This is a genomic window from Rhizobium sp. USDA 3886, assembly GCF_056279785.1.
Window position 1 is genome coordinate 2857248 of sequence record NZ_JBWCDC010000001.1, and the last position, 14123, is coordinate 2871370.

General features: G+C 59.8%; 15 protein-coding genes. 4 read left to right on the forward strand and 11 right to left on the reverse strand.

Going from position 1 to position 14123, the window contains the following annotated elements; translation table 11 throughout:
* Positions 1-89 precede the first annotated feature (89 nt).
* Positions 90-1475, reverse strand: coding sequence for a leucyl aminopeptidase family protein (locus tag ACZ9BX_RS14665; RefSeq protein WP_476218659.1), 1386 nt, complete (start codon positions 1473-1475; stop codon positions 90-92).
* A gap of 143 nt (positions 1476-1618) precedes the next feature.
* Here ACZ9BX_RS14665 and ACZ9BX_RS14670 point away from each other — a divergent pair, with 143 nt between their 5' ends.
* Positions 1619-2443, forward strand: a complete 825-nt coding sequence (locus ACZ9BX_RS14670; RefSeq protein WP_476218660.1) for a tetratricopeptide repeat protein — start codon at positions 1619-1621, stop codon at positions 2441-2443.
* Between the two features lie 6 nt (positions 2444-2449).
* Here ACZ9BX_RS14670 and ACZ9BX_RS14675 read toward each other — a convergent pair whose 3' ends face one another.
* The 10 genes from ACZ9BX_RS14675 to ACZ9BX_RS14720 all read right to left on the reverse strand — a co-directional run bounded on the left by ACZ9BX_RS14675 (position 2450) and on the right by ACZ9BX_RS14720 (position 11986).
* A complete protein-coding gene (locus tag ACZ9BX_RS14675) occupies positions 2450-3079 on the reverse strand; it encodes a LysE family translocator (RefSeq protein ID WP_476218661.1) in 630 nt (209 codons plus the stop codon).
* 128 nt (positions 3080-3207) lie between these two features.
* Positions 3208-4191 carry a type II secretion system F family protein gene (locus ACZ9BX_RS14680; RefSeq protein ID WP_476218662.1) on the reverse strand — a complete coding sequence of 328 codons (984 nt, stop codon included), beginning with the start codon at positions 4189-4191 and terminating at the stop codon, positions 3208-3210.
* Between the two features lie 16 nt (positions 4192-4207).
* Positions 4208-5215 (reverse strand): type II secretion system F family protein, encoded by a 1008-nt coding sequence (locus ACZ9BX_RS14685; RefSeq protein ID WP_476220022.1) that lies wholly within the window; start codon positions 5213-5215, stop codon positions 4208-4210.
* Positions 5215-6690 carry a CpaF family protein gene (locus ACZ9BX_RS14690; protein WP_476218663.1) on the reverse strand — a complete coding sequence of 492 codons (1476 nt, stop codon included), beginning with the start codon at positions 6688-6690 and terminating at the stop codon, positions 5215-5217. Before ACZ9BX_RS14690 ends, ACZ9BX_RS14685 begins: the two co-directional genes overlap by 1 nt.
* Positions 6691-6722: 32 nt before the next feature.
* A complete protein-coding gene (locus ACZ9BX_RS14695) occupies positions 6723-8003 on the reverse strand; it encodes a CpaE/TadZ family protein (protein ID WP_476218664.1) in 1281 nt (426 codons plus the stop codon).
* 17 nt (positions 8004-8020) lie between these two features.
* Complete coding sequence (locus tag ACZ9BX_RS14700) at positions 8021-8758, reverse strand: CpaD family pilus assembly protein (RefSeq protein WP_476218665.1); 738 nt, start codon at positions 8756-8758, stop codon at positions 8021-8023.
* Positions 8755-10260, reverse strand: coding sequence for a type II and III secretion system protein family protein (locus tag ACZ9BX_RS14705; RefSeq protein WP_476218666.1), 1506 nt, complete (start codon positions 10258-10260; stop codon positions 8755-8757). Before ACZ9BX_RS14705 ends, ACZ9BX_RS14700 begins: the two co-directional genes overlap by 4 nt.
* A gap of 10 nt (positions 10261-10270) precedes the next feature.
* A complete protein-coding gene (cpaB, locus tag ACZ9BX_RS14710; RefSeq protein WP_476218667.1) occupies positions 10271-11083 on the reverse strand; it encodes a Flp pilus assembly protein CpaB in 813 nt (270 codons plus the stop codon).
* Positions 11084-11193: 110 nt separating this feature from the next.
* Positions 11194-11706, reverse strand: coding sequence for an A24 family peptidase (locus ACZ9BX_RS14715; protein WP_476218668.1), 513 nt, complete (start codon positions 11704-11706; stop codon positions 11194-11196).
* Between the two features lie 82 nt (positions 11707-11788).
* Complete coding sequence (locus tag ACZ9BX_RS14720) at positions 11789-11986, reverse strand: Flp family type IVb pilin (protein ID WP_476218669.1); 198 nt, start codon at positions 11984-11986, stop codon at positions 11789-11791.
* Between the two features lie 412 nt (positions 11987-12398).
* Here ACZ9BX_RS14720 and ACZ9BX_RS14725 point away from each other — a divergent pair, with 412 nt between their 5' ends.
* The 3 genes from ACZ9BX_RS14725 to ACZ9BX_RS14735 all read left to right on the forward strand — a co-directional run bounded on the left by ACZ9BX_RS14725 (position 12399) and on the right by ACZ9BX_RS14735 (position 14092).
* A complete protein-coding gene (locus tag ACZ9BX_RS14725) occupies positions 12399-12812 on the forward strand; it encodes a pilus assembly protein N-terminal domain-containing protein (RefSeq protein WP_476218670.1) in 414 nt (137 codons plus the stop codon).
* Positions 12813-12884: 72 nt separating this feature from the next.
* Positions 12885-13508, forward strand: a complete 624-nt coding sequence (locus ACZ9BX_RS14730; protein ID WP_476218671.1) for a TadE/TadG family type IV pilus assembly protein — start codon at positions 12885-12887, stop codon at positions 13506-13508.
* The gene (locus tag ACZ9BX_RS14735; protein ID WP_476218672.1) at positions 13508-14092 is read left to right on the forward strand and encodes a TadE/TadG family type IV pilus assembly protein; all 585 of its coding nucleotides are present in this window, start codon (positions 13508-13510) and stop codon (positions 14090-14092) included. Before ACZ9BX_RS14730 ends, ACZ9BX_RS14735 begins: the two co-directional genes overlap by 1 nt.
* Positions 14093-14123: the final 31 nt, after the last annotated feature.

Genomic DNA, 14123 nt, shown 5'->3' on the forward strand with positions numbered 1-14123 from the left:
CGTTTCATTCTCCCGCAGCGGATCCCGGTGTGCAAGAGGCGACAGAATCTGCCGCCTCGCAAAGTGAATAAAATTTTAACGATCGTCGATCAGCCGCGGCGGATATGGTTGTAGAGCGCGCGGATCGCCTGAGCCTCGCCGCCGCCTGGCGAATGAGCGCGCTCGGTCGGCGCCCAGCCGTAGATGTCGAAATGCGCCCAGCTCTTCGTATTGCTGACAAAGCGTTTCAGGAATAGCGCCGCCGTGATCGCGCCTGCCATGCCGCCCGCCGGAGCATTGGTGATGTCGGCGATCTTGGCGCGGATATCCTTGTCGTAGCCCATATAGAGCGGCAGCCGCCACAGAGGATCGTCGGTCTCGAGGCTCGCTTCAGTCAGATCGTGGGCAAGGTTTTCGTCATCCGTGAAGAACGGCGGGAGATCGGGACCGAGCGCGACGCGGGCAGCGCCCGTGAGCGTCGCCATATCGATCAGCAGATCCGGTGCCTCTTCGTCGGCGTAAGCCAATGCGTCGGCAAGGATCAGGCGGCCCTCGGCATCGGTATTGTCGATCTGAACGGTTAGACCCTTGCGGCTCTTGTAGACGTCTCCCGGGCGGAACGCATTTGCCGAAATCGAATTTTCAACGACAGGAATGATGACGCGGAGGTCGACCTTCAGCTTCGCGTCCATGATCATCAGCGCAAGGCCCATTACATTCGCTGCGCCGCCCATGTCCTTCTTCATCAAAAGCATGGAGGAGGCAGGCTTGATGTCCAGGCCGCCGGTATCGAAGCAGACGCCCTTGCCGACAAGCGTAACCTTGCGGTGGCCCTTCTTCCCCCAGCGCAGTTCCAGGAGGCGCGGCGCATCGGCGCTGGCGCGGCCAACTGTGTGGACCAGCGGGAAGTTCTCCTTCAGTAGATCGTCGCCGATGATGACCGACATTTCCGCCTTGTAGTGCTCGGCAAGGCCGCGGAAGGCGGCTTCGAGCTGTTCGGGGCCCATATCATTGGTCGGCGTGTTGATGAGATCGCGGGCAAGGAAGACGCCTGCGAGCTGGCGCTTGATATCCGCACCTTCAGCATCGCGCGGGATCATCAGCGTCGCGGCCGCCTGCTTGTCGGAACGGTAGCGGTCGAAACGGTAGCTGCCGAGCCCAAAACCGAGCGACAGGCGGTTTGCCGTCAACGGTGCGGTTTCGATGTGCCAATCGCCGGCCGGCAGCGAGCGGGCAAGTTTGCCGGTGATATAGGGTTGTTCCGATGGATTAGTGCCGAGGCCGAAAAGCGCTCCGCCGAGGTGCCCCTCCGCAGTCGGGATAAGCAGCAGGGAACCGCTTTCCGCCCTGTAGCCTGCCTTCTTCGCCCAACCGAGCGCGATCGGATCGATCGTGCCGGTCTCGATATGCGCCGGCGTGACCGCGAAGATCGGCAAGGTGGAACCGCCTTTCGTGTTGAACGGCGTCGGTCTCTCGATGAACTGATAGGGGGCCATATTTATCCTTCGGCGATGTGCGGGAATCGTTTTTTAACGGTCCGTTAGGGTTAACAGACTATTGCTGGAGTGAAGATTGCGTCAAACCTTTCCCTGTTCCGCTTAGAGGCCAGGCGCCAAATTTCTGAATTCAGGAAAGCGCGATGCCTCTCCCGGCCATCAATCCCTCCAAGAACCGTACTCTCCACTGCGCCGTAGCCATAATGATCGTCGTGGCGCTCGCGGGTTGCTCGACGACCAAGGACAAGATGACGACGGGTTCGGTTCCGAAGCTGACAAAGCCGGTCGAAACCATGGATGCGAACGAGCTTCACGCAATGACGGAACGGGTCGGGCAGGCCTACGAGAAAAACCCACGCGATCCGGTAAACGGCGTCAACTATGCCAACCTGCTGCGCATGGCCGGGCGTGATGCGCAGGCGCTTGCCGTCATGCAGCAGGTTGCGATTTCCAATCCGAAAGACCGCAATGTCCTGGCCGCCTACGGCAAGTCCCAGGCAGCCGCCGGACAATTCCAGCAAGCGCTCGACACGATCGGCCGGGCGCAAACCCCGGACCGGCCCGATTGGAAGCTCATTTCTGCCCAAGGCGCGATTCTCGACCAGATGGGCAAGCCCGGCGATGCGCGTGCGCGTTATCGCGATGCGCTGGACATCATGCCGAACGAGCCTTCCGTGCTTTCAAATCTCGGCATGTCCTACGTGCTGACAGGCGATCTCAGGACCGCCGAAACCTATCTCAAGCAGGCGGCGAACCAGCCGGGCGCCGATAGCCGCGTCAGGCAGAACCTCGCCCTTGTCGTCGGACTGCAGGGACGCTTCCCAGAAGCCGAAGAGATCGCCCGCCGCGAGCTCGCGCCGCAGCAGGCCGACGCCAACGTCGCCTATTTGCGTTCGATGCTTTCCCAGCAGAATTCCTGGCAGAAGCTCGCGGCAAAGGACACCGCGCAGGCAAGCAATACCAACTGATTTCGATTACCGAAGAATCGCGCCGGAAATCAAACGCAAACCCAGCCCGCCCATGACGAGCCCGGCAGCGCGGTCGATCCAGTGCTTAGCGCCCAAATAGACCTGGCGCGGACGGCGGGCCGAGAAAGCCAGCGCCACGATCGCATACCATCCGGCCTCAATCGCGAAGATGCCGATCGGCAGACCGATGATGACACCTGCAGGTACGGTTTTCGGCAGAAAAGCCGCGAATATACTCGCATAGACGATGATGGTCTTCGGATTGCTGAGCTGCGTCAGCAGCGCCATCGAGAAGCTGTGGCGGAGCGACGCCCTACCCGCGACCGCACCCGACACCTCAAGAGGTTCCTTTGCGCCCTGCCAGATCCGGAACGCGATATAGACGAGGTAGGCGCCGCCGGCGAACTTCAACACCAGGTAAAGCCACGCGAACTGCGTCAGCAACGCCGTCAGGCCCGCAAGCGCGAGAATGCCGAAAATGACGCCGCCGACACCCATTCCGAGCGCCGCTGCCAAGCCATCAACGCGAGAGCGGGAAATGGCGATGCGCGAGACGACGACGAAACTGGGGCCGGGGCTCATGGCGCCGACGATCAGTGCTGCAAAAATGCTGGTGAGAATGGCTGCGGAAGACATGAACACTCACTCCTGATTTCGACCAGACGAGCAGGGGTCACATCAGCGCTTCCCGATGGTCCTCCATCTCATTCGCCAGTCACGCAAAAACATTGGCTAGCTCGTTTCGCCACAGCCTGCAAGCGGTGTCAGAACCTGTCGGCAACCTGAATGCCGGCCGGGCCGAGAATAACCGCAACGAGAACGGGAAGGAAGAACAGGATCATCGGAACGGTCAGTTTCGGTGGCAGGGCGGCGGCCTTTTTTTCAGCCTCGTTCATGCGCTCGTCACGGCCTTCCTGTGCGAGAACGCGTAGCGCCTGCGAAATCGGCGTGCCGTAACGGTCGGCCTGGATGAGGGCCTGTGTGACCGACTGCACAAGACCGATCTGCGTGCGCGTGCCGAGATTCTCGAGTGCCTGGCGGCGGTCGGGCAGGAAGGAGAGTTCAGCTGTCGTCAACACCATTTCTTCGGCAAGAGGCGGCGACTGTTCGCCGAGTTCCTCCGACACGCGTCGCATCGCCGCCTCAATCGAGATGCCGGATTCGACGCAAATCAGCATCAGGTCGAGCGCGTCCGGCCAGGCGCGCTTGATCGAGTGCTGGCGCTTCGACATGCGGTTCGAGATGAAGATGTTCGGCGCGTAGAAGCCGAGATAGCCCGTGCCGACCATCGCCAGCAGGCGGATGGGAAGCGGCTTGGTGGCAAGGTTTCCGAGACCGAAAATCCAAAAGACGGCGACCGCGAGAAAGGCAAACGGCAAAAGGAAGCGAGCGACGAGAAATGTGTTCAAGGCGTTTTCGGAGCGATAGCCGGCTGCCCGCAGCTTGTTCATCGTGTTTTCGTCGACCAGCGCTTGGCGAAGATTGAAGCGTTCGACGATCTGGCGGACAGAGCGATTGTTCTGGTTGCGAAGTGACGCCTTGCTTCCCGACTCCGTATTCATACGGGCACGCTCGCGGGCACGAATCTGGTCACGCTCCGTCGAGACGGCGCGCATCCGCTTGTTGAGGTCGCCGCGCTCGAAAAAGGGAACGGCGATCGTATAGAAGGTTGCGAAGACGGCAATCGCGACGAGAAGCGCTACCACCATGGCCGGATCGGTTAATCTCGCTGCAAGATCCGATGACATGGCGCGTCCCTTCCCGTTAGATGTCGAAATTGACCATGTTGCGCATGACGAAAATACCGATCGACATCCAGACCGCCGAAGCGCCCATGATGAAATGCCCGCGCGGATCGGTGAACAGGATCATCATGTATTGCGGTGACGTGAGGTAAACGAGCGTGGCGACGATGAAGGGCAAGGCGCCGATGATGACGGCGGAAGCCTTGGCTTCCATCGAAAGCGCCTGCACCTTGGCCTTCATCTTCTTGCGGTCGCGCAGAACCTTCGAAAGGTTGCCTATCGCTTCGGAAAGATTACCGCCGGCCTGCGACTGAATGGCGATGACGATCGCGAAGAAACTGACTTCCTGCAACGGCATGTAGTTGGTCATGCGCGCGCAGGCGTCGGGAACGCTGAGGCCGACCTGCTGCGATTCCACGACCCGGCGAAATTCAGTTTTCACCGGATCGCGGCCTTCGTTTGCGATGAGACGGATCGCATCGTTCAGCGGCAGGCCGGACTTGATCGAACGCACGATGACGTCGAGCGCGTTCGGAAATTCGTTGAGGAATTTGTTCTGGCGGCGCTTGATCAGGAAACCCAGTATCCAGCGCGGCAGGCCGAGTCCAGCAACGACTGGAAGCGCAAGAACGACCAGCATCGGCGCGCCAGCGAGCAATGCGATGAGCATCAAGAACAGCCCGAAGGCGGCGCCGAACATGTAGAATTTGGCGGGCGTGATGGCAAAGCCCGCCTGAGTCAGCCGCGACTTCAGAGACAGTTTCCGTTTTGTGTTTTCCTGCTGGCGTTTTTCGAGGTCCTTGAGATTGTCCTGCACCGACTTGCGGCGTTTCGACATTTCCTGCACACGGTCCCGTGCGGCCTTGACCTTCACCCGGTCGGTCTCGTTTGAGGCGACGCGGCTGACGCGATTGGCAGCCTTCTTCTCGGTCTCCATACGGCTGAAGAGCAGGCCATAGCACACCGCGCCCGCTGCGACCGCAACCAGCGCGATGATGGCAAGCACTATCGGATCAAGGCCGAACATCATACTTCCTTCGACTTTTCTTCCATCTGATCCAAGGCGGCGGCAAGGCGCTTTTCTTCGTTGTAGTAGCGCGCGCGATCCCAGAAATGCGGTTTGCCGATACCGGTCGACAGGTGACGCCCGATGAGGCGGCCGGCGGCGTCCTCGCCGTCGATCTCGTAGCGCATCAGGTCCTGGGTGATGATCACATCGCCTTCCATGCCGATCACCTCGGTGATCGCCGTAATACGCCGCGAGCCGTCGCGCAGGCGCGCTGCCTGAATGATCACGTCGATCGAACCGGAGATGATTTCGCGAACAGTCTTCGCCGGCAGACTGTAGCCGCCCATCGCGATCATGGATTCGATACGGCTCAGACATTCGCGGGGCGAGTTCGAGTGGATCGTTCCCATTGAGCCGTCGTGACCGGTGTTCATCGCCTGCAGAAGGTCGAAGACCTCCGGTCCACGCACTTCGCCGACGATGATACGTTCCGGACGCATACGAAGGCAGTTCTTGACGAGGTCGCGCATGGTGATCTCGCCTTCGCCTTCGATGTTCGGCGGACGGGTTTCCAGCCGCACCACATGCGGCTGCTGCAGCTGCAATTCCGCCGTATCCTCACAGGTGATAACGCGCTCGTCCCTGTCGATATAGTTCGTCAGGCAGTTCAGAAGCGTCGTCTTGCCGGAACCGGTACCGCCGGAGATCACGACGTTGCAGCGGACCCGGCCAATGATCTGCAAGAGCGTCGCGCCTTCAAGCGTGATCGCGCCGAAGCGGACAAGCTGATCGAGCGTCAGCTTGTCCTTCTTGAACTTACGGATGGTAAGCGCCGGGCCATCGATTGCCAGCGGCGGGGCGATGACGTTGACGCGTGAGCCATCCGGAAGACGGGCGTCGCAGATCGGGCTCGATTCATCGACGCGGCGGCCGACCTGGCTGACGATGCGCTGGCAGATGGAGAGAAGCTGGCCGTTGTCACGGAAGCGAATTTCGGACTCGATCGTCTTGCCGCCGACTTCGATGAAGGTCTGGCCGGCGCCGTTGACCATGATGTCGGCGATGTCGTCGCGCGCGAGCAGCGGCTCCAGTGGGCCATAGCCGAGAACATCGTTGCAGATGTCTTCGAGCAGCTCTTCCTGCTCGGAAATCGACATCGCGAAGTTCTTGATGGTGATGATATCGTTGACGATATCGCGGATTTCCTCGCGGGCGCTTTCCCCATCCAGCTTGGCGAGCTGGGACAAATCGATCGTATCGATCAGCGCCGAGAAAACCTGCGCCTTTGTGTCGTAATATTCGTCGGTGCGAGCCGGCCGGCGGCGCGGCGGCGTCTGCATGGGCGGCGGCGTCACCTGATACCGGCCAGCCTCTCTTGCCGGCTCGACCAGCACGGCGGGCGCGGAAGCGGGAGCCGCAGCGGCTGACGGCGGTGGCGGTGCGCTTACGCCGCCGCCCTTTCCTTGGCCTTCATTTCCGCGTTTTCCGAACATGCCACAAAATCCAATCTACTCGTTTTCGTCTCTTACCTGGCGCGCTTCAGCAGTCCCATCAGGCCGCCGCGCTTTGCCTTCCTGATGGCGATACGGCCGGTGACGATGTGTGCCAGCTGCGAGAAGGTCTCGGCGGTGGGTGATTTCGGGTCCATCTCGGAGATCATGCGGCCGCTGTTGGCGGCATTGCCGAACAGACCGACGTCGAAAGGAATGATCGCGATTGGCTCGATCTCAAGCGGTTCGCAGAAATCGGATGGGGCGATTTCCGGCCGTTTCGGCATGCCGACCTGATTGAGGATCAGATGCGGCATCTTGTCGTTCGGGCGCAGCTTGCGCAGGGCGTCGAGCATGTTCTTTGCGTTGCGCAGGTTCGCAAGATCGGGAACGGCGCAGATGACAACCTCATCCGCCGCAGCCAGGACCGATCGCGTCCATTCCGACCAGGCATGCGGAACGTCGAGCACCGTCACCGGCGCACTGCGCTGCAGGACTTCAAGGACTGGCTGAAAAGCCTGGCCATCGAAATCATAGGCGCGATCAAGAATCGATGGTGCTGCAAGCAGCGACAGATGTTCCGAACATTTCGTCAGCAAACGATCGAGGAAAACCTCGTCAAGCCGATCGGGAGCAAAGACCGCCTCGGCGATCCCCTGCGTCGGGTCCTGGTCGAAATCGATGTTGGCCGTGCCGTAAGGCAGGTCGAGATCGGCGAGGATCGTCTCGGTCGAGAAGAGATTGGAAATTCCGAAAGCGCAGTTGTGCGCGATCGTCGAGGCACCCGTGCCTCCCTTGGAGCCGATGAAGGCGATGCTGCGGCCAAGCGGCTCGGCATCCGGATCGACGAAGATCGACGCCATGGCCATCATGATGTCCGGCATCGCGACCGGCTGGACCATATATTCGGAAATGCCGTTGCGGATCAGCTCGCGGTAAAGCGCGATGTCGTTGTAATAGCCGATGATGACGACCTTGGTGCTCGGATCGCAAACGGCCGCTAGCGGCGCGAGCTCCGAGAGCAGGCTTGCCGCATTGGCCTTGGTTTCGAGGATGATCAGATTGGGGGTCGGGGCACTGGCGAACATGTTGGCAGCCGCCGCGATGCCGCCGCTGGTGATCCGCAGGCTGACCTTCGACATCCGCCGGTCGTTGCCGCAGCGCTCCATCACACGCTGAAGCGCCTCGCTCTCGCAGAAGGCATGCACGGAGATACGCGGCAGCGGCCGCATGTTCTCCAGCTCGCCCATGCGAACGGCGTCTTCCGCGTGCTGAAGCTCCGTCGTGTTCTTGATCTCGTATTCGATAGGGCTCATGGTTTCGATGCTCCCCACTAGAAACCACCTGACGAGGACTGTTCGAGGACAGTCCTGTATTCGCGGTATTCGGTGATGGCGTCATTGCGGCGCGCGGCATCGATCGGAGTCATGCCGCGCGGCGCGATGAAGTCTTCCGGATTGGCGATCTGTGCGGCCAGATTGTTCTGGGTGGCGCAGCCAAAATTGTAATAATTCTGGTTGTCGAAACCGCCGCCGATATCCTTCGGCCATTGGCCGCACTGGGAGGTCATGGCCGTCATGCCGACGAAGCTGAGGCGGATCGGCGCCGCGTCGCCAGGCGCTGCCGAATAGCTCGCATTGACGATCTTCGAGCTCGGTATCCCTCTCTTCGAGAGCTCGGCCCGTACCTGGTTCCGCACCTGGCTTGCCGCGGCCGCGTTAGGCGAGCCTTGGGGCGTCATGACATAAACCGGTCCGGAAGCCCGGGAGATATAATTGGCCGCGAAGCCGCGGACCATGTCACGCTGGGCAATCGTCAAGCGCCGATCGGTCGAAGCGACCGGGATATCGACCGTCTGCTCCGCCTCCGCCACCACGATCGGATGGCGTTGCCGGTAATCGTCGGGAATGCCGCCGGTCGTCAAATTGTCGCGGGGAGCCGCACAGCCGGAAAGCATCGCGGCCGCAAGCGCCGCCGCGCCAAGCATGGCCGATCGCCTCGTGGTTTTCCTGTATTGAGCCATCGCCTGATCACCATATCGTTTCATCGTTTTCGATCCTGCGCCGCTCATTTGTAGATAAACCCAATGGAACCGTGGAATTGCGCGTCGGCGACCGGTAGTTCGCGGCGGCCGTAAACCTTGTTGACACGGTTCATGAAGAACGCCTGTCCATCATGCTCCGGACTGAAATTGTCGTCCGGCCTGTTGAGCTCGTTGCGGGCGACGGGGCGTACCAGATAGGGGGTCGCGATGATCACGAGCTCGGTTTCGTCGCGCTGCACCGTTCTTTGGCGGAACAGCGTCCCCAGCAGCGGGATCTTGTTCGCGCCCGGCGTGCCATTCGATGTCTGCGAGACGTTATCCCTGATCAGGCCGGCAAGCGCGATCGAGCCGCCGGACGGAAGCTCGACGGATGTCTCCGCCGAACGGCGCTGGTAGGTCGGCTGCGAACCCGAGACGGATGGTGCCGGCTCGGACACATTGGTCTTGATTTCAAGGCTGATGCGTCCCGAGGAGAGAACCACCGGCTTGAAGGCCAGATTGATGCCGTAGTTATAAGGAACCACGGTCACGTTCCCGTCGTTGTCAGTGGTCGAATAGAGAACCTGACCGCCGGAATTAAAGGTTGCGGCCTGACCGGAAATTGCCGTCAGCGTAGGTTCGGCCAGGGTTCTGACGACTTTTGCCTGCTCGAGCGCGCTCAGATACGTCGATATGTCATATTTGCCGATCGAGCTCTTGAAGAGAGCTGCAAGTCCGCCGCCGAGGGTTGCAGTGGAGCCACTCGATGAAGGTGAACCGAGTTGCGCTACTGTCATTCCTGAGGAATTCGATACGAGATTGTCGAAGCCGAGCTGTTTCAGGATTTCGCGGCGAACCTCGGCGATCGTCACCTTGAGCGTGACCTGATCCTCGCCCTCAATCTGCAGCAGGTTGACGACCTGCGATTGCTGGCGGGCCTCGGCGAAAAGCGCGACATCGCCCCCCGATGCGCTGCTGGAGGCCGTTTCGGTTCGCGTCGTCGCTTCGCCACCGGTCAGGAACGCCTGGGCAAGGTCGGCGGCTTGCTTGGCGTCCTGTGGCGTGCGGACCGTGCCGGTCAGCACGATATTGTCCGACACGATCTCGACCTTGATGTTGGAGTCGACGATGAAACGCCTCAGGTTCGTCTCGAGGCCGGAGACATCGCGCTCGATTTCGATATCGAGGCTCACGACTTCCTGGCCATCGCTCCCGAAAATGAAGATGTTCGTTTGGCCGACTTTCTTGCCGAAAAGATAGATGCGGCGCGAGGTACGCGTCACTGCATCGGCCATCGACGGATCGGAGACGAGGATGTCATGCGCTTCCTCGGGTAGATCGACGACCACCGCCTTGTTGAGGCCGAGCCTAACGCGGCGGTGGGCGCCGGGACCGGTCCGCGAGATCTGGATGACGCCTTCCGATTCCGCATGCGCAATGCCTGCGCCAACCAGTGGCGCGAAGGCGGAGGGCGTCAGCCCCGAAATAGCCGTTGTCAGCGTGAGGAAGCCCGCGAGGAGAGACTTGGTGCGCCGCATTGTGTTGACCATTAATTTCCCCTTACTCGGCCTTTGGCGCACTGCTGTCCGTGACGATCGAACCGGACTTGATGACCTGAACCAGCGCGCTTCCATTGTCTCCGTTCAGGAGATAATCGGCAGCGCTCGTATCCTGCTCCTGCGCGTCGGCGACGGAACGCAGGGCAAGCGACAGTTTGTCGGCCATTTGCTGCGCGACAGTCAGAACTTTCGTTTGGTCGGGCGTCAGTTCCAGGGTCGCCGTGGTGCCCACGACCGCCTTGGAACCATCGTCCTTTTCTTGAATCTGCTGATCGATGGCGAGAACGCGGACATTGCTCAACACGGCTTCCGTCAGGAACTTTTCGCTTCCCTGCGCCCTGCGGACCATAATGACGTCGACACGGTCGTTCGGCAGGATGAAGCCGCCGGCGCCGGTTGCGACCGAGATTTCCGTAGCGACGGCGCGTTTGCCGGCGGGCAGAAGCGCCGAAAGGATGCGGCTGTTGGAATCGGCGATTTTTTCGGGACGGATCGGCTCGCCTTCGAAGATCGGCAGGCGGATCACCGCGCCCTGCATATCCTTGATCGCATCGGGCTTGTCGGCTTCGGTGATAAAGCCCTGAACGACCGCGCCACGCGGCCAGGGCATCCAGTGAACCGCCTTGTCGTCAACGCGGGCGCCGACGGGCAGATTGGCGCTGGAGACCAGCACATTGACCGTGGGCTCCTTTTCGACGACCGATTGGACCTGCGTGACGACACCACCCCGCCCGGCAAGCTTCATCGCCAGCAGACCGGCGAGGCCAGCGGCAACGACGGCCACTGAAAGTATCATCAAACGGGCGGGCTTCATTATTCAGTCCTCGGGAGACGGTATGTTCACCCCGAAGAATGCTCAGGAATTGGTGTAATTATAGTTAACGGATCACTTACATTTTAAGTTAACGGAGGTTTAAATCGCCGTTATTTCAGTGATTCCATCGCAGCAATCAGCAGCGGCGAATACGGAAACGCCATGAAGCCGCCGATGGCGATGGCGATGCCGTAAGGAATCTTCTTCGCCAGCAGGAGCGAATTCGGCACCGGCAGGCCGATGGCAAGGATCGTGTTAGCCTGCGACCGTATCATCAGAATGGCAAATGTCAGCAAGCCGCCGATAACACCAACGCAGCAAACGAACAGGATCAAGCTTTGATTGAAGCCAAACCAGAGTGCGGCGGCGGTAAGAAGTTTCGCGTCTCCTCCACCCATGACATTCAAGGCAAAGAGCGCAAAGCAGCCGCAGAATACGGCGAGACCTGCGGCAAGATGCATGCCGATCACCGGGATTGCCATCCCCGCAAGCGGCGCGATGATCAGAAATGAAGTGGCGAGAATAAGTGATACACGGTTCGGTATCGTCATCGAAATAAGATCGGCGAAAGCCGCTATCGCAAGACAGAGAGGAAAAATCACAAATATTGCGGCTGCTGTCATCCGCGTCTCCAGTGCGAAATAGAAAAGGCTCACCGCTTCCAGCCGTGAGCCTGATCTCATCATTCGTTGCTGCCGGCGATCATCACGGGATGGTGACGTTGCCCTTCGCGGCCGCTCCGTTCATGGTCTTCGAAAGATTGGTGAACGTGTTATTGAGCGTACCGCCGAGGCTCGTCGCACCGGCGATGAGCGCTACGGAAATCAGCGCTGCGATCAGGCCGTATTCGATTGCGGTCGCGCCGGATTCGTCCTTCAGAAAACGGCTAAAAAGCTTGGTCATGGTTACTCCTAACTCCAGTTGAGGTTCAGCACGTCCGCCAACTGTGCCGTTGATCGGATGCCACAACCTAGCGAGGGGCGATTTCAATCGGCTTAAGGAAGAGGGTTACCAGATCGTAAATGCTAAAGTAGAAACTGCCATGGTAAGCATTGCGTTACTCGGATATATTCAAATTTATCTATATTACGAATCTTATAAAACACCGATCTTCGGGATGCGCCAAAACGTTACATAGGCTGCGTCATTACAGATCATCGCACTCAGGAAATTCTTCTCACATGACCCAATTCGGACAAATACGTGCCGTCACCGGGCAGGTCCGGCGATTCTTAAAGCTTCGTTCACCATTTTTTTCCATTCTGTTTTGAGATTTCTACCGGACTCTGATCCGGATTCCAGTAAAGAGAGCCACATGCCACCGAGCGGCAAGACTATCCCTTTTACCGCAGCCGCCATCCTCGTTCTTTGCGGGCTTCAGGCTCCCACGCGCGCCGAGGAAGACGTGCTGCGCGTCTATATGGATCATGCGCGCGTCTTGAAGCTCGACCGGCCGGCCAGCAAGGTGATCATAGGCAATTCCAAGGTTGCAGACGCGACCGTTGCCGATCCGAAGACAATCGTGCTGACAGGCCGCAGCTTCGGGACGACAAACCTGGTGCTGCTCGATGCCGATGGCAATGCGATACTCGACGAGACGGTCCTCGTCTCGATCGATGAAGGCAACACCGTTCGCGTCTACCGGCAGACCGATCGCTCGGTCCTTTCCTGTACGCCGAACTGCGAACAGCACACGCAGCAGAACAACGCGGCGGATACCGGCGGCTGAGGAAGCACCGTCCGTTGAATTGTTGACCCGCCCTGAAACGGAAAATCAACGAAAGCCCTCTACGATCGGCGCATGAACGTTCTTCCGGATGGCGCTACGGCGACCAGTGATCACCAGGCAGAGGCAATCTGCACACCGTCGGCTAAGCGGACCGGTTGGCGGGCTTTTGCGCGCTCGCGCGACGGATCGGCAGCGATAGAATTCGCGCTGCTCGCCATCCCCTATTTCATGGTGATCTTCGCAATCCTGGAGACCTTCATCGCCTTTGCCGCGGAAGAACTGGTGTCCAACGCCGTCGACACCATGAGCCGCAAGATGCGGACCGGACAGATTACCTCTACCGTTGGTGAGGCGGCATTCCGGCAGGAGTTTTGCGACGAGGTCTCGATCCTGATCCAGTGCTCCGCAGCCGAGATCGCCACGCCGGACAAGCTCAGGCTCGATGTCCGCACATTCAGCAAATTTTCCGAAATCCCCGCCGCTGTTCCAATGAATGCGACGGGCCTCGATGCATCGGCGATGCAATATTCACCCGGCGGCTCCGGCTCGATCAACATGGTTCGCGCCTATTACCACTGGCAGGTCATCACCGATCTTATCCGGCCCTATATCACACCATACCGCACTGCCGACGGATCAAGGCTGAACGACTACCTGATCGTCGCCACCGCCGCCTTCCAAAACGAGCCATACTGATGACGGCGAACGGAACGCTGATGCGGCTGAAAGACAAGCTCGTCCGGTTCGGACGCGACCGCAGCGGCGTCGGCGCAATCGAGTTCGCCATCCTCTTTCCCGTCCTGGTGATGCTCTATATCGGCGCCTTCGAGATCACCATTGGACTGAGCGTCAGCAAACGCACCAGCCGCGCGGCCGGCTCGATCGCCGATCTGATCACACAGCAGAACGACGTGACCAAGAGTTCGCTGACCGAGATCAGTTCTGTTGCCGGCGCGATTTTCACTCCCTTCGATACGACCGGCATGCAGATCAAAGTGACCGGCATCAACATCGATGCCGCGGCCAACGCCAAGGTTTTCTGGTCCTGGGCGAACAACACCACGACAGCGCCCTACGCGGCCAATACCGCCGTCACCGACGTCCCGGCCGACATGAAAAAGGCAGACAGCTTTCTCGTGCGGGCCGACCTCAGCATTCCCTACAAGCTGTTCGCATTCGGCCCCGATTTTCTTCCAGGCGACATGCAGGAACTCACCATCCGGCGCACCTATTATTACCGCCAGCGGCAGGGCGATAATGTCGCCTGCGGCGATTGCTGATCGGGATCCCTTCCGAACTTTGAAATTTGCC

What these genes read in the sequence shown, in the direction of transcription:
- ACZ9BX_RS14665 (WP_476218659.1), bottom strand. Translation starts at nt 1,475, where the DNA reads ATGGCCCCCTATCAGTTCATCGAGAGACCGACGCCGTTCAACACGAAA.
- ACZ9BX_RS14670 (WP_476218660.1), top strand. Translation starts at nt 1,619, where the DNA reads ATGCCTCTCCCGGCCATCAATCCCTCCAAGAACCGTACTCTCCACTGC.
- ACZ9BX_RS14675 (WP_476218661.1), bottom strand. Translation starts at nt 3,079, where the DNA reads ATGTCTTCCGCAGCCATTCTCACCAGCATTTTTGCAGCACTGATCGTC.
- ACZ9BX_RS14680 (WP_476218662.1), bottom strand. Translation starts at nt 4,191, where the DNA reads ATGTCATCGGATCTTGCAGCGAGATTAACCGATCCGGCCATGGTGGTA.
- ACZ9BX_RS14685 (WP_476220022.1), bottom strand. Translation starts at nt 5,215, where the DNA reads ATGTTCGGCCTTGATCCGATAGTGCTTGCCATCATCGCGCTGGTTGCG.
- ACZ9BX_RS14690 (WP_476218663.1), bottom strand. Translation starts at nt 6,690, where the DNA reads ATGTTCGGAAAACGCGGAAATGAAGGCCAAGGAAAGGGCGGCGGCGTA.
- ACZ9BX_RS14695 (WP_476218664.1), bottom strand. Translation starts at nt 8,003, where the DNA reads ATGAGCCCTATCGAATACGAGATCAAGAACACGACGGAGCTTCAGCAC.
- ACZ9BX_RS14700 (WP_476218665.1), bottom strand. Translation starts at nt 8,758, where the DNA reads ATGAGCGGCGCAGGATCGAAAACGATGAAACGATATGGTGATCAGGCG.
- ACZ9BX_RS14705 (WP_476218666.1), bottom strand. Translation starts at nt 10,260, where the DNA reads ATGGTCAACACAATGCGGCGCACCAAGTCTCTCCTCGCGGGCTTCCTC.
- cpaB (WP_476218667.1), bottom strand. Translation starts at nt 11,083, where the DNA reads ATGAAGCCCGCCCGTTTGATGATACTTTCAGTGGCCGTCGTTGCCGCT.
- ACZ9BX_RS14715 (WP_476218668.1), bottom strand. Translation starts at nt 11,706, where the DNA reads ATGACAGCAGCCGCAATATTTGTGATTTTTCCTCTCTGTCTTGCGATA.
- ACZ9BX_RS14720 (WP_476218669.1), bottom strand. Translation starts at nt 11,986, where the DNA reads ATGACCAAGCTTTTTAGCCGTTTTCTGAAGGACGAATCCGGCGCGACC.
- ACZ9BX_RS14725 (WP_476218670.1), top strand. Translation starts at nt 12,399, where the DNA reads ATGCCACCGAGCGGCAAGACTATCCCTTTTACCGCAGCCGCCATCCTC.
- ACZ9BX_RS14730 (WP_476218671.1), top strand. Translation starts at nt 12,885, where the DNA reads ATGAACGTTCTTCCGGATGGCGCTACGGCGACCAGTGATCACCAGGCA.
- ACZ9BX_RS14735 (WP_476218672.1), top strand. Translation starts at nt 13,508, where the DNA reads ATGACGGCGAACGGAACGCTGATGCGGCTGAAAGACAAGCTCGTCCGG.